15 protein-coding genes are annotated in these 13,600 nt (G+C 68.3%); 7 read left to right on the top strand and 8 right to left on the bottom strand.

The window, feature by feature from the left end; all coding sequences use genetic code 11:
* Positions 1-19: 19 nt before the first annotated feature.
* The 4 genes from OG558_RS20160 to OG558_RS20145 all read left to right on the top strand — a co-directional run bounded on the left by OG558_RS20160 (position 20) and on the right by OG558_RS20145 (position 3,196).
* Positions 20-1,153: a sensor histidine kinase gene (locus OG558_RS20160; RefSeq protein ID WP_405071630.1), complete on the top strand. Its 1,134-nt coding sequence runs from the start codon at positions 20-22 to the stop codon at positions 1,151-1,153.
* Complete coding sequence (locus OG558_RS20155) at positions 1,150-1,758, top strand: response regulator transcription factor (protein WP_329474464.1); 609 nt, start codon at positions 1,150-1,152, stop codon at positions 1,756-1,758. Before OG558_RS20160 ends, OG558_RS20155 begins: the two co-directional genes overlap by 4 nt.
* A 43-nt stretch (positions 1,759-1,801) precedes the next feature.
* Positions 1,802-2,899: a sulfite oxidase gene (locus OG558_RS20150; RefSeq protein ID WP_405071629.1), complete on the top strand. Its 1,098-nt coding sequence runs from the start codon at positions 1,802-1,804 to the stop codon at positions 2,897-2,899.
* Positions 2,900-2,980: 81 nt separating this feature from the next.
* Positions 2,981-3,196: a hypothetical protein gene (locus tag OG558_RS20145; RefSeq protein ID WP_405071628.1), complete on the top strand. Its 216-nt coding sequence runs from the start codon at positions 2,981-2,983 to the stop codon at positions 3,194-3,196.
* A gap of 3 nt (positions 3,197-3,199) precedes the next feature.
* Here OG558_RS20145 and OG558_RS20140 read toward each other — a convergent pair whose 3' ends face one another.
* Positions 3,200-3,496 (bottom strand): hypothetical protein, encoded by a 297-nt coding sequence (locus OG558_RS20140; protein WP_405071627.1) that lies wholly within the window; start codon positions 3,494-3,496, stop codon positions 3,200-3,202.
* A 124-nt stretch (positions 3,497-3,620) separates the two neighbouring features.
* Here OG558_RS20140 and OG558_RS20135 point away from each other — a divergent pair, with 124 nt between their 5' ends.
* Genes OG558_RS20135 through OG558_RS20125 form a run of 3 tightly spaced genes read left to right on the top strand, consistent with a single transcriptional unit; the run spans position 3,621 to position 5,687 of the window.
* Positions 3,621-4,319 (top strand): ABC transporter ATP-binding protein, encoded by a 699-nt coding sequence (locus OG558_RS20135; RefSeq protein WP_405071626.1) that lies wholly within the window; start codon positions 3,621-3,623, stop codon positions 4,317-4,319.
* Positions 4,320-4,330: 11 nt separating this feature from the next.
* Positions 4,331-5,062 (top strand): ABC transporter permease subunit, encoded by a 732-nt coding sequence (locus OG558_RS20130; protein WP_405071625.1) that lies wholly within the window; start codon positions 4,331-4,333, stop codon positions 5,060-5,062.
* Positions 5,052-5,687, top strand: coding sequence for a TetR/AcrR family transcriptional regulator (locus OG558_RS20125; protein ID WP_405071624.1), 636 nt, complete (start codon positions 5,052-5,054; stop codon positions 5,685-5,687). Before OG558_RS20130 ends, OG558_RS20125 begins: the two co-directional genes overlap by 11 nt.
* Here OG558_RS20125 and OG558_RS20120 read toward each other — a convergent pair whose 3' ends face one another.
* The 7 genes from OG558_RS20120 to OG558_RS20090 form a co-directional block, all read right to left on the bottom strand.
* Positions 5,688-7,142 (bottom strand): multicopper oxidase family protein, encoded by a 1,455-nt coding sequence (locus tag OG558_RS20120; protein ID WP_405071623.1) that lies wholly within the window; start codon positions 7,140-7,142, stop codon positions 5,688-5,690. It lies immediately after the preceding gene.
* Positions 7,135-7,548, bottom strand: coding sequence for a hypothetical protein (locus tag OG558_RS20115; RefSeq protein WP_405071622.1), 414 nt, complete (start codon positions 7,546-7,548; stop codon positions 7,135-7,137). Before OG558_RS20115 ends, OG558_RS20120 begins: the two co-directional genes overlap by 8 nt.
* Positions 7,545-7,991 carry a DUF1707 domain-containing protein gene (locus OG558_RS20110; protein WP_405071621.1) on the bottom strand — a complete coding sequence of 149 codons (447 nt, stop codon included), beginning with the start codon at positions 7,989-7,991 and terminating at the stop codon, positions 7,545-7,547. Before OG558_RS20110 ends, OG558_RS20115 begins: the two co-directional genes overlap by 4 nt.
* 170 nt (positions 7,992-8,161) lie before the next feature.
* Positions 8,162-9,517 carry an ABC transporter substrate-binding protein gene (locus OG558_RS20105; protein WP_405071620.1) on the bottom strand — a complete coding sequence of 452 codons (1,356 nt, stop codon included), beginning with the start codon at positions 9,515-9,517 and terminating at the stop codon, positions 8,162-8,164.
* 8 nt (positions 9,518-9,525) lie between these two features.
* On the bottom strand, positions 9,526-10,410 hold the full coding sequence (locus OG558_RS20100) for a carbohydrate ABC transporter permease (protein ID WP_405071619.1): 885 nt from the start codon (positions 10,408-10,410) through the stop codon (positions 9,526-9,528).
* Positions 10,407-11,348, bottom strand: a complete 942-nt coding sequence (locus OG558_RS20095) for a carbohydrate ABC transporter permease (protein ID WP_405071618.1) — start codon at positions 11,346-11,348, stop codon at positions 10,407-10,409. The genes OG558_RS20100 and OG558_RS20095 overlap by 4 nt, the downstream gene beginning before the upstream one ends.
* A gap of 33 nt (positions 11,349-11,381) precedes the next feature.
* Complete coding sequence (locus OG558_RS20090) at positions 11,382-13,505, bottom strand: alpha-galactosidase (RefSeq protein WP_405071617.1); 2,124 nt, start codon at positions 13,503-13,505, stop codon at positions 11,382-11,384.
* Positions 13,506-13,600: the final 95 nt, after the last annotated feature.

Raw genomic sequence — 13,600 nt, 5'->3', positions numbered from 1 at the left:
GGGCACTACCGTGAGCCTCATGAAGACGCCGCCAACCCTGCTGGACGTCTCGGACCGCGATCGGCCCGGGCCTGGCCGGTGGGGTTGGCTGGCGGCTGCGATCTGGTTGTTCTACCTGTCCCAGCCGTTCGAGGAGATCCTCCACCACGACGGCATGACCCGGGTGACAGGGCTGATCGTCCTTGCCCTCTTCGCACTGTCGTACGTCGGCTTCTTCGGCTGGATCCGCTGGGTCGGCGTCGGCGCCGGCGCCGGTGGGGTGCCGACGTGGAAGCGGCTGGTGTACCTGGCCGGGATGCTCACGCTGTGCCTCCTGATGCTGCCGTCGGCCGGTCAGAAGGCCCTCACCTGTCTCGTCTACATCGCCGCGATCACGATGATGGCGGTCGACGTCCGGATCGCCGTGGTGATCGTCGCGCTGCTGCTGGGCGGCGCCGAGCTGTCGATGCGGCTGGTGCCGGGCTGGGGTGACGACGGCAGCTACGGGTTCGCGATCTTCCTCGGCGCGCTCGCCGTGTTCGGCCTGCGACGGGCTATCCAGCGCAGCATGGAGCTCAACGCGACCCGGAAGGACATGGCCGAGCTGGCCGTCCAGGAGGAGCGGAACCGGTTCGCCCGGGACCTGCACGACATCCTCGGCCACTCGCTCACCGTGATCACGGTGAAGGCTGAGCTGGCCGGCAAGTTGATCGAGGCCAACCCAGGGCGCGCCGCGGCCGAGGTGGCCGATGTGGAGAGTCTGGCCCGGGCGGCCCTGGCCGATGTCCGGGCCGCGGTCGCGGGGTACCGCGAGCTGAGTCTGGCCGGCGAGCTGGTGTCGGCGCGGGCCGCGCTGCAGGCGGCCGAGATCAAGCCGGATCTGCCGACCGCGATGGACGAGGTACCGGAGGAGAACCGCGAACTGTTCGCCTGGGTGGTCCGGGAAGGCGTGACCAACGTCGTACGGCACTCGGGCGCGAAGCGCTGCACGATCCGCATCAGCGCCACGCAGATCGAAGTACTGGACGACGGGAAGGGCCCGACGCCCGGCGGAGGCGCGTCCGGGCACGGGCTGGTGGGGTTGCGCGAGCGGGCCGACCAGGCGGGCGCGAGTCTGCAGGTCGGCCAGGCGCCTGGTGGCGGTTTCCGGCTAGCTGTCAGGGTGGGCCCGTGAGCATTCGACTGCTGATCGCCGACGACCAGGCGCTGGTCCGTGGAGCGCTGGCCGCCTTGCTGGATCTCGAGCCCGACCTGGACGTGGTGTCCGAGGTCGGCCGCGGCGACGAGGTGATCGAGGCGGCGAGGGCGACCAAGCCGGACGTCGCGTTGCTCGACGTCGAGATGCCGGGACTGGACGGGATCGAGGCCGCCTCCGCGCTGCGGGCCGCCGTACCGGGAGTTCGGGTGCTGATGGTGACCACCTTCGGCCGGCCCGGGTACCTGCGCCGCGCGATGGAGGCGGGTGCGGCCGGTTTCGTCGTGAAGGACACCCCGGCGACCCAGCTGGCAGACGCCGTACGCCGGGTGCACCAAGGGCTCCGCGTGGTCGACCCCTCACTCGCCGCCGAGACCCTGGTCGCGGGGACGAGCCCGCTCACCGGCCGCGAATCCGACGTACTGCGGGCCGCCCGCGAAGGCGGCACGGTTGCCGACATCGCCAAGGAGCTCCACCTCTCCGAAGGCACCGTCCGCAACCACCTCTCCGCCGCCATCGGCAAGACCGGCGCCCGCACCCGAGCCGAAGCCGCCCGCATCGCCCTCGACAACGGGTGGTTGTAGCCGGTCCGGACCTCTAGGCTGATGCCAAGGGGAGGAATGTGCGATGGCGATCGAGCAGTTCAGTGTGCGGGGGCGGTTGGCGGACACCGGTGAGGGCATCACCGGGGACGAGTTGCAACTGGCGGCACGGAATCACGGGATGCCGTTGGAGAGCCTGCGGTACGACGTGACGCCGCCGGGACTGCACTACGTCCTGGTGCATTACGACATCCCGGCAACCAATGCGGGCAATTGGCGACTCGAGGTGGACGGGTGCGTCGAGGAGCCGTTGTCGTTCGGGCTGACCGAGTTGCGCGCGATGGGACGCCGTACCGTCCGGGTGACTTTGGAGTGCGCAGGCAACGGTCGGGCTGCGTTGCACCCGCGGCCGATCAGCCAGCCCTGGTTGACCGAAGCCGTCGGCACGGCGGAATGGACCGGCGCGCCGTTGTCCGATCTGCTGCGGGCGGCTGGGATTCGTGAGGACGCCGTTGACGTCGTGTTCACCGGCGCGGATCACGGTGTGGAGCGTGGGGTTGAGCAGGACTACCAGCGCGGTCTCTCGCTGACGGAGGCGATCGACTCGGGCGCGATCGTGGCGTGGGAGATGAACGGGCAGCCGCTGCCGCCGCAACACGGTTATCCGCTGCGCCTCGTCGTACCGGGGTGGTACGGGATGGCGAGCGTGAAATGGCTGCGGTCGATCGAGCTGATCGACCACGAGTTCGACGGGTTCCAGAACGCGGTCGCGTACCGGATCCGGAAGGACGCGGACGATCCCGGTGAGGCGGTGACGCGGATCGCGCCGCGGGCGCTGCTCGTCCCGCCCGGGTTCCCGGACTTCATGAGCCGGCACCGGTTCGTTGCCGCTGGCACCGTTCCGCTGTTCGGCCGGGCCTGGTCCGGCTGGGCGCCGATCGAACGGGTCGAGGTCAGCACCGACGCCGGCGTGAACTGGCACGAGGCCACGTTGGATGCCCTCGGCAACGACGAGCTTGCGTGGCGGGCCTTCGCCTACGACTGGGAGGCCACAGCGGGCGAGCATGTGCTCACGGTTCGCGCGTACGACGCCAGCGGCCGCGAGCAACCGATCGAGGCCGACTGGAACCGCGGCGGCTTCGCCAACAACACCGCCCAGCGGATCACCGTCCTGGTCACCTGAAACCCGCGTGTCGGTCGCCGATTCCGGCGTACCTGCGTCACATCCTGAAGAGGTACACGGTCTCACTCCAGGAGTGGTGCGGTGAACGAATTGGGCACGGACATCCACCTGCACGCGCGGATCTTCCGAACCGCCGGCGAGTGGTACGCCGACATCGACGACGAACTCGACCCACAGCCGGACAACCCGCTCTGGTACGGCTCCTACACCACCCAACGCGCCGCCATCGAAGCCGCCTGCGCCCGCATCGCCGCCATGCACCTGACCCAGACCCCGGTGGCCCAGCAAGCGTCCTGAGCGTCAGAAGAAGAACATGAAGCACAGACCGGCACCAACCAGTGCGGCGAGGCCGAACAACGGGTAGACGTACCAGTGGACGGTCCAGTCCGCGTCGGCCACCAAGACGTTCGACGGGTCGTCCGGATCGACGTGCACACCGATCCGATCGCCAACCGCCGGGAGTCGGTCGAGCTGGTCGGCACCGTCGATCTCCACCGCCACGCCGTCTCCGGGTGCCGCGACCACAATCGTCACGTCTCGGGACTTCGACCACTTGTCCTCGTGGACCGACAGCACCACCACCTGTTGCCCCGGCATGCTCCGCGCCAGGTGCTCGTCGTGGAGGGCGGCGATGGGCCTTCTCTTGGCTCTGGACGGTTATGAGCGTACGCTCATGAGCAAGCGTTCATGAACAATCGCTCATAATGAGGAGAGGCGAACCATGACAGAGCTGTCGGTCCGCGGGCTGACGAAAGACTTCGGCTCGGTGCGAGCCGTCCACGACCTAACCTTCGACGTACCGGGCGGGAAGGTCACCGGCTTCCTGGGCCCGAACGGCGCCGGCAAGACGACGACTCTGCGGATGGCGCTCGGCCTGGTCCGACCGACGTCCGGAGAGGCACTGATCGGCGGCCGCCGGTACGACGAGCTCAGCCGCCCGCGCAGCGTGGTCGGAGCGTTGCTGGAGGCAACGAGCTTCCACCCGGGGCGCCGTGCCCGGGATCACCTTCGGATCCTCGCCCAGCCGGCCGGCGTCTCGGCCGGCCGAGTGGAGGAGATGCTCGAGCTGGTCGGCCTCACCGAGGCTGCGGATCGCCGGGTGGGCGGTTACTCGCTGGGCATGCGGCAACGCCTCGGTCTGGCCTCGGCGCTGCTGGGAGATCCCGACGTACTCGTCCTCGACGAACCGGCCAACGGACTCGATCCCGCCGGCATCGCCTGGCTGCGTGACCTACTCAGGACACAGGCAAAGGAAGGGCACGCGATCCTCGTCTCCAGCCATGTGCTCAGCGAGGTGGCGCAAACAGTCGAACAGGTGGTGATCGTGCACGAGGGGCGGCTGCGATTCGCGGGCGCTCTCGACGACCTCGGGGCGGACTCCCTGGAGACCGCCTTCCTCAACCTGACCAGCTCACAGTGAAGGAGCCACTGATGATCGGCATCACGAACGAGTTCCTCAAGTTGCGCACGATCCGCAGCCCACTGCTCCTTCTGGCCGCGGCGCAGGTGGTGGTGCTGGCCGGCGTGAGCGGGCTCTTCGTCAGCGGCGCGGACCTCGGCGATCCGCAGACCCCTTTGCGTGCCGTGGCGCATGCCGGCCTGGTCTCGATGTTGTCCCTGGTGCTGGGCATCGTCGGCGTCGCGGGCGAGTATCGCCACAAGACGATCACCGACACCTATCTCGGGACGCCGCGGCGCGAGCGGGTGATCACCGCCAAGCTGGTGGTGTACGCGGCCGCGGGTGCGGGGTTCGGTCTCGTCAGCTCACTGGTCGCCTTCGCGGCGACGGCTGTCTGGCTTGCCGGCAAGGGCAGCTCACTCGACCTGTCGGACGCGGCGCTCTGGCGAACCCTGGCCGGATGCGTGATCTGGAACGCCTGCTTCGCCGCCATCGGTGTGGGCCTGGGCGCACTCGTCCGCAATCTCGTCGGCGCGGTCGCGCTGGCTCTCGCCTGGATCGCCTTGGTGGAAGGCATCGTCGGCCAGCTGGTCGGAGGCTTCGACCGCTGGCTGCCGTTCAACAGCGGCCTCGCCCTGGAAGACGTGCCCGCGCCGGGTGTCGATCTGCTGCCCCAGTGGGGCGGGGGCCTGGTGCTCGCCGGGTACGCACTGTTGTTCGCGGTCGTGGCCGTGTCGACTACGGTTAGGCGCGATGTCTCCTAGACGTGCCAGAGCCGTACGGGGCCGGGTCGACGACGACCCGGCCACCGCGCTGCGCGAGCACCTGATCGACACCGCCGAGAAACTCCTCGGTGAGCGGCAGGTCGGCACCATCACCACCCGCGACATCGCCCGCGCTGCCGGCGTTTCCGACGGAGTTCTGTACAACTACTTCGCGGGCAAGCACGAACTCCTGGTCGCCGCTCTGGTACGGCGGCACGCCGGGTCCCTGACGCAGTTCGAAACGGACCTGCCGGCACCCGGCACCGGGTCGGTCGAGAACAATCTGATCGTCTATGCGCAAGCCGCGGTCGACCTGGTCGCCGATACCCTGCCGACAGCGGCCGGCCTGCTGTCCGAACCTGCCCTGCTGCAGGGCTATATCGAGGGGATCCATCAGCAACCGTACGGCCCGCAACGAATGCATCGCCCGATCGCCGACTACCTCGCCGGCGAGCAGCGACTCGGACGCCTGGGGGCGTTCGACATCGAGCCCGCGGTCCACCTGATCATCGGCCCGGCGCTCATGCTCGGCTTCAGCGCGGTCGTCGCCGGCGTCTCGCGCGAAGCCCTCGCCGAGCAGATCCCGGGCATCGTCCGCACGCTGCTCACCGGCCTGCAAACCTGACTATTCCGGGGTGTTCGACGCATCCCCACCGATCCGGTACGGCGTGGTGATGCCTTCGTACATGAGATGGGTCATCAGGCCCTGGGCGGCGTGGGGGAGGTTGTGGCAGTGGTCCATCCAGAGGCCGGGGTTGTCGGCGACGAAGGCGATCTCGTAGGTCTCCTTGTTGCCCACCTCGAGGGTGTCGATCCACCAGGGTGAGCCGGTGGCGCGGACGCCGTTGCGGGACAGGACGACGGCGTGGTGGCCGTGCAGGTGCATCGGATGCGCCTGGCCGCTGGTGTTGGAGATCGTCATCCGGACAATGTCGCCCTCGGCAACCATGAACATCGGTAGGTCGGGAAACTTGTGCCCGTTGATCGTCCACCACAACCCCGGCTTCCCGTCGAGGAACCCGGGCCGCCGCCCGATCCGGTACTCGAAGTTCCGATCAGCGCCGGCCGGGTCGAACCCGAGCGGCGCCGGCGTGCCGTAGGTCAGCAGATCAACCGTCTCCCCCGGCAACTCGCCGGTCGGAGCGTCACCAGGACCGATCCCCAGCGACGTCGCCGCGGCACCCGCCACCAACCGCATCCCACCGGCCGGAACGACCGCCTCCAGATCCACCCGAGCCCCAGCAGCCAATGGATACGCCGCGGTCACCGAACTCGGCCCATGAACGTCCCGCCCGTCCACCGCGACCACCTTGTACGGCGTCCCGAGCAGACCGACCCGCAGGATCGCGTTGTCGGTGTTGATCACCCGCACGCGCGCCGTCGTACCCGCCGGGAGATCGACGCGGCCGCGTCCCGTCCGCCCGTTGATCGTCCGCTTCCCGTTGTACGTATGGATCGCAGCCACGACCTCACCAGGCGCCGACGGTGCGATCACGATCGCCCCGAACAGCCCGCCCTTCACCTCATCACTGGACACCTGATGCGAGTGGTACCAGTACGTCCCGGCCTGCTCGGCCTTGAAGCGGTACACGAACTTCCCACCCACCGGTACGGCGTCCTGCGTCACGCCCGCGACCCCATCCTCGGCATTGGGCACGTCGATCCCGTGCCAGTGCAGCGTGGCACCGTCGGGCACGGACTCGTTCACCAGAGTCACCTGGACCAACTCGCCGACGCGAGCTCGGATCAGCGGACCCGGCGACGTCCCATTGAGCGTGTAGCCGTCGACGGTCTCGCCGCTGGCCAGCTGGAACTTCTGCTTCCGCGCGATCAGCGTCACCGCGACGTCCGGCGTACCGGTGGTAGGCCCGGTCAGGTCCTTGACGCTCATCGCACCGTGGTGGTGCGCGTGCCCGTCTGTAGACCCGCCACCGTAGTCGGCGTACCCCATCTCGGCCGCGTTGTACGAGCCCGGGACGAGGCTGGTCGCCCAGAGATACCCCAGCGGTACGAGTACCGCCAGGGCGATCCCCAGAGCGACCAGCCGGCCCCGCCAACGGCGCGGTTTCGGCTCAGGCACTGGCCACAGTCTGCTTCGGTACGACGGCCCGTCGCGCAGCAGCACCCGCCACACCGGCGATCACCAGACCGTTGATGCCGTGCAGGACTCCGAGCGCCGGCACCCCGAACGAGACCACCGCGAGGAGGAACTGGACGACGACCAGGCCGACCACGATCCCGGCCAGCATCCGGCCGCGAGGAACATCGGTCAGGAAGGACACGATCAGGAAGACCAGCGCGAGCAGTCCGATCACCATCCCGGCGATGCTGTGGTAGGCCTGCCCGAAGTTGCTGTAGTCCGCCCCGATCGACGTCCCGTCGTCGGCGTCCTTGGCGATGGTGAATCCGCTCAGCGCGATCGACGCGACCTGCAGGACGACCGCCACCGCGATCAACTGCCCGAGCACCCGGTAGGCGGCCCTCATGCCCGCCGCTCCATCCGCCGCTTGCGGATGACGACGACCGCAGCCACGATCAGCGCGATCGGCAGCACCGGCGGATGCCCGGCTCCGGCCACACACGCGATCGACGCCAGCACCCCGACCACGCCGAGCGCGATCAGCAACGGGACCGGCAGCTTGCCGATCCGCCCACGCGCCGCCGCCCACTCCGGGCGCGGCCCCCCGAACGGCGAACTCGGACCTGTCGGGCCGGCCTGCTGCCGGCCGGCCTTGTGTGCTTCTGGCAGGTCGCTGAACAACGCTGCCAGATCGGTGTCGGTCTTCGCTTCCAATGCACGGCCGACGCGCTCGGCGTGTTCCTCGGCGCTGAGGCGACCGGCTTCGTAGTGCTCGCCCAGACGCTTGACGGCGTCCTCGCGTTCGCTGTCGCCGATGCGGATCGGTCCGCCCGGCCTCTCGTCGCTCATGACACTCCTCGGTGCTCGTGGTTCTTGCGATTGCACCAAGGTTGTCGTTCGAACCACCCTCACCGCGTCGCCCGGGCGGCGACACCTCACCTACCCCCGGAGGAGCACACTGCGCCGTGCGACGCAGTACGACGTACTCCCCCGGGCGTAGGCGGGCCCCGGGTAAACCCTCAGGCGTTGGCCGAGAGGATCTTGTTCACATCGTTGTTGGCCTTGCTCAGCGACCCCGGATCCGCTTCGAACGACATCACCGCGTCCATCGCCGGCGTCATCACCGCGGTCACGTCCGCCGCGTTCGGGTTGGCCGGGTACGGGAACACGTTCCCCGCCTCGACCGGCTCCAGGAACGGCGCGACGTCCCAGCCGTTCTTCGCGAACGCCGCCTTAGCCGCCGGCATGCTCGCGGCCACCGCCGGGAACACCACACCCGCCTTGGCGACGATGTTCTGCGCGGTCTGCGAGCCGAGGAACTTCACCCAGGCCCACGACGCCTCCCGCCGGGTCGTACCGGCCCAGATGGTGTCCGCGAGACCGTTCATCATCGACATCCGTTTCCCGATCGGGCCGATCGGCAGCCTGGCCAGCTTGGTCTTCACCTGCTTCAGCCCGCCGTAGGTACCGAGCATCCAGGAGCCGTTCGGGGTCATCCCGTACTTCCCCGCGCCGAAGCTCGTGGTGACGTCCACCCCGGACTTCGCCTGCGCGTACCTCGGCATGTACCCCTTGGTGATGAGTCCGCGCCACCACCCGATCGTGTCGGTGAACTTCGGGTCGCCGTAGAAGAACTTCGTCCCCCACGGCTCGCCCTCGGAGTACTTCCAGCCGTTGATCGCGGCGTACCAGCTCCAGCTGGTCTGACCGTCGCCACCGCCGGCGTCGGCGTACCCGAGTCCGTAGACCTTGACGTCGTCCTTGTCGAACCCCGGCTGGTCACCGCGGCGCCCCTTGGAGTCGACGGTCAGCCGGCGGATGATCTGCTCGAGCGTGCCGCCGTCCTGCGGGTTCCAGGTCATCGAGTTCAGCTGCTCGGTGCTGATTCCAGCCCCCTCGGTGAACGCGCTGTTGTAGAAGTAGACCTCGGTGTCCCAGTCCTTCGGCAGGCCGTACCGCTTGCCGTCAGCCCCGATCCAGCGATCCGCCAGACCCTTCTGGTAGATGCTCAGGTCAACATTGTCCTTGGCGACAAAGTCATCGATCGGCAGCACCTGGCCCTTGTCGGCGAACAGCGGATACTTCGACGAGTGCCCGGTGAACACGTCCGGCGCGGTGTCGGAGATGAACCCGGTCACCAGCTTCGACCAGTAGTCGTTCCAGCCGTACTGCTCGATCTTCACGCTGTACTGCGGGTTCTGCTCGTGGAACACCTTCGCGCACTCGGTGTACATCGGCAGCTGGGCCGAGTCCCACAGCCAGTAGATGACCTCACCCTGACCACGCGCGGCGGCGCCGTTGTTGCACCCGGCAACCGCCGGCGCGGCGAGTCCGGCCAGTCCGGCCTTCAGCAACGTCCTTCTCGAGAGTTTCATCGGATACCTCACTTGATCCCGGAGAAGCCGATGGAGTTGGTGATCCGCTTGGCGAACGCCAGGAACAGCACGATCATCGGCAGTGCCGCGATCAGCGTCGCCGCCATCAGCCCGGCCCAGTCCGGCCCACCCTGTGGAGTCTGCGACCGGAACACCCCGAGCGCGACAGTCAGCACCCGGACGTTCTCCTGCTGACCCACCAGCAGCGGCCAGAAGTAGTCGTTCCAGGAGTTGATGTAGGTCAGGATCCCCAGGGTGGCGATCGGCGCCGCGCTCATCGGGATGATCAGGCCGAAGAAGATCCGCCGGTGCCCGGCGCCGTCGATCATCGCCGCCTCCTCCAGTTCCCGGTTGATGCCGAGGAAGAACTGGCGCAGGAAGAAGATCGCGAACGGCGTCATGAACGCCCCCGGCAGGATGATGCCGGCGAAGCTGTTGAGCAGCCCGAGGTTCTTGATCAGCACGAAGTTCGGCAGCGTGGTGAAGATCGGCGGCACCATCAGCGCGGCCAGGAACAACGCGAACACCTTGTCCCGGCCGGGCCAGCGCAGCCGGGCGAACGCGTACGCCGCCATCGCGCTGAAGAACACCTGGCAGACTGTCGTAATCGTTGCCACGACCAACGAGTTGCGCAGGTACAGCCAGAAGTTGACGGCCGCACCGGACCCGCCTTGCGCCTGCGCCTCCTCGATCGTCGACAATCCGAGCACCCGCTTGAACGCGCCGAGGGTGGTCTCCACCGGCAGCAGCGAGCTCGGGTGGCCGGGGAGCTGGGTGTTGTCGGACAGCGCCGTACGCAGCATCCAGTAGAACGGGAACAGCGTGACGATCAGCAGCACGACCAGGAAGATCCAGGCGACGGTGCGGCCGACGTTGAGTTCCTTCCTTCTCATGCCAGATCACTCTCCTTCGCGCGCAGCAGGCGGAGCTGCAGCAAGGAGACCAGCGCGAGGATCGCGAACAGCACCAGCGCCATCGCGGAGGCGTACCCGAAGTCGAAGCGGGTGAAGGCCCGCTCGTAGATGTAGTAGTAGATGACCCGGGTCGCGTTGATCGGACCGCCCTGAGTGGTCACCGCGACGGTGTCGAAGATCTGGAACGACCCGATCATGGTGACCACCAGGACCATCACCAGAACAGGTCGCAGCAGCGGCAGCGTGATCCGCCAGAACGTCTTCCACTCGGTCGATCCGTCCACCTCCGCCGCCTCGTAGACGTACGCCGGAATCGTCTGCAGCCCGGCGAACACCAGCAGGGCCGTGTAGCCCATGTGCCGCCAGACGTTGATACCCGCGACCGTCGGGATCGCCCAGTGCGAGTCGCCGAAGAACGCGACCGGGTCGATCCCGATCCAGTGCAGACCCTGGTTCACGATGCCGACCTGGAAGTCGAGCATCCAGAACCAGACCAGCGCGACGACCACGTTCGCGACCAGGTACGGCAGCAGGATCGCCGCCCGGACCGTGATCGACTTGGTCAGCCGGTACATCAGCATCGCGATGACGACCGCCAGGACCGTCTGCACGCCGATGTTGATCACGACGTACTCGACCGTGACCGCCAGGGCGTTCCAGAAGAAGCTGTCCTGGACCATCCGGCGGTAGTTGTCCAGCCCGTTGAACTGCGGTGCGGAGAGCAGGCTGTACTCGGTGAAGCTCAGGTAGGCGCCGCGCAGGGTCGGCCAGATGTAGAAGACGACGAAGCCCAGGGTCGCCGGGGCCAGGAAGATCATCGCGACCTTCAGGTCCCCCAGACTTCGCCGCCGACTCGGCGCCTCCGGATCCCCGCGACGGTTCTGCTGATGGGGCGGTGCATTGGTCGTCACGGTCACGAGGATCTCCTTCTTGGTCGGCGATCGACCGGGCTAGTCGATCGCGGTCACATCCAGCAAGATCGCGTTCTCAGGCCACTGAGCCGGGAGCAGGACCCCGACCGAGGCCAGGGCGGCACCGTTCAGTTCCACACTTCCACCGTTGGCAGACCAGGGTGCCGTCCGCGACTCGGGTCCGGGTGTCGCGATCTTGCTGACGCGGTAGGTTCGCCGTGGGTCGAGCCCGGGCAGCCGGACCCGGCCGACCGCCGAGGTGACCGACTGCGTCAGCTGTACGGCGGCGTACACGGCGCGGGAGCCGTCCGGCGCGACCACGCCGTGCAGGAGGAAGTCCTCCGGACCGCGGTCGGCGCGAACGACCTTGCCGGTGTGCAGCAGCGGCCGCAGTTCCTTGTGCAGGGCAACCCAGCCGGCCAGCTCCTCGCGCTCCTGTGGCCAGGCGGACGCGATGTCCCATTCGATGCCGAAGTGGCCGAACAGCGCGGTGATCGCGCGGAACGACAGCACCTGGGTGCGGCCGGTGGTGTGCGCCCGCGGCGGGCCGACGTGGCAGCCGATCAGCTCCGGCGGCAGCAGCAGTTCGGTGTAGCGCTGGATCGTCTGCCGCTCGAGCGCATCGTTGCTGTCGCTGCCCCAGATCCGGTCGGTGCGCTCGAGGATGCCGAGGTCGACCCGGGCGCCGCCGGACGAGCACGACTCGATCTCCAGACCGGGGTGCCGGCGCTTCAGCTCGTCGATCAGCCGGTACACGGCCAGGGTCTGTTCGTGGATACCCGCCGTACCGGTCAGCTGGTTGCCGCCGTCAACGAAGTCCCGGTTGTGGTCCCACTTCAGGTACGCGATGTCGTACTCGGTCAGCAGGCTGTCGAGCCGCTCGAGGATGTAGTCGTACGCCGCCGGGACGCCGAGGTTCAGCCCCTGCTGGTGGCGCGCGGTCGGCGGCATCCGGTGGCCGGCGGCAAGGATCCAGTCCGGGTGCTCGCGGGCCAGGTCGGAGTCCGGGTTCACCATCTCCGGCTCGACCCACAGCCCGAACTGGAGCCCGAGACCGCGGACGTGGTCGACCAGCGGGTGCAGGCCCTTCGGCCAGATCCCCTCGTCGACGTACCAGTCGCCGAGCCCGGCGTGGTCGTCGCGCCGGCCGCGGAACCAGCCGTCGTCGAGCACGAACCGCTCGGCCCCGACCTCGGCGGCCGCATCCGCGAGCGCCTTCAGCTTGTCCAGGTCGAGATCGAAGTAGACGGCTTCCCAGGTGTTCAGTACGACGGGACGCTCGGTGCGCGGGTGGTTCGGCCGGGCCCGCAGGTACTCGTGGAAACGGGCGGACAGCTGGTCGAGGCCGACGCCGTACGAGCCGTAGATCCACGGCGTGCCGTAGGTGCCCCCGGGCTGCACGCGCCCCTCGCCGGGGAGGAGCAGTTCGCCGCCGCCGATGACGGCGTACCCGCTCATGCCGCGCTCGGCGTACGAGCGGTGGTTGCCGCTCCAGGCGGTGTGCACGGCCCAGCTCTCGCCAGTGCGGAAGTCGAAGCCGGGCGCGCCGGCGATCAGCAGCAGGGTGGCGTCGGCGCCGGTGCGGCCGCGACGGTTGTCGCGGATGTGCGCGCCCTGCGTGAACTCGTGCCGCTGCGGGTGCCGCTCGCCGATGTGGCGGCCGGTCAGGTCGAGCAGTTCGGTCGCCTCGGTCGGGACCGGCAGCGCGAGGACGAGACCATCGACCGTGTACGGCGTCGCGCCGGTGTTGGTGAGGTCCGCCTTGGCCCGGACGAGGCCGCTGTCGGTCAGCTCGATGATCAGGCGGACCGTCAGACCGGCCTCAGGATCGGCGGCGTCGACCTGCACGGTGTTGTCCGAGCGCGCCACGCTCGTCAGCCGGAAGCTCGCGGAGAAGTTCTGACCGTCGCGATGGCCGCTCAGACCCGGCAGCCCGAACCAGCCGGCGGCGTACTCCGGCACGATCGCGATCGGCTGGTTGTCGTCGAGGCCGTTGCCGTCCTGCACCGCGCCGGCGCCACGCCTCAGTTCCAGCAGAGCTTTCTCGGTCAACTCACCCAGATCCGCACCCCAGTGCAGGACGGACGGAAGGGCCGGACCAGAGCAGTCCAGCACCAGGCTGACGCCGGCAGCCCGGAGCTGCAGCACCTCGATGTTCGACACTGTTGATTCACTCTGCTTTCTGATTGATTTCAGGACGGAACTATTTATCTCGCCAGCTCAGATGTCAACGCCTCGTCCCAATGCTTCACGAAGTT

This window comes from Kribbella sp. NBC_01510 (assembly GCF_045040325.1).
Lineage (GTDB): Bacteria > Actinomycetota > Actinomycetes > Propionibacteriales > Kribbellaceae > Kribbella.
Note: the sequence above shows the minus strand (reverse complement) of the source record. Positions and strands in the feature narration are given on the sequence as shown.